The 253-nt window shown below is 69.2% G+C and carries 1 protein-coding gene; it reads right to left on the bottom strand.

The features are described 5' to 3' along the window. A partial coding sequence (locus IF17_RS0135970; protein ID WP_030575468.1) for a carbamoyl-phosphate synthase domain-containing protein occupies positions 1-253 on the bottom strand: 253 nt, incomplete at both ends.

Here is a 253-nt window from a genome sequence, read left to right as displayed (position 1 = left end):
CTCGCGCAGGTGCCGGGTGAGGGCGCGGGTGTCGACACCGCTGATCCCGACGACGCCCTGCGCCACCAGCTCCTCATCCAGCGAACGCTGCGCACGCCAATTGGACGGCTTACGGGCGGGGTCGCGGACCACATACCCCGACACCCAGATACGCGCCGACTCCGGGTCCTCGTCGTTCACCCCGGTGTTGCCCACGTGCGGGGCCGTCATGACAACGACCTGACGGTGGTACGAGGGGTCGGTAAGGGTCTCC

Source organism: Streptomyces cyaneofuscatus (genome assembly GCF_000718135.1).
Lineage (GTDB): Bacteria > Actinomycetota > Actinomycetes > Streptomycetales > Streptomycetaceae > Streptomyces > Streptomyces cyaneofuscatus.
This window is presented reverse-complemented; position numbering and strand designations above follow the sequence as displayed.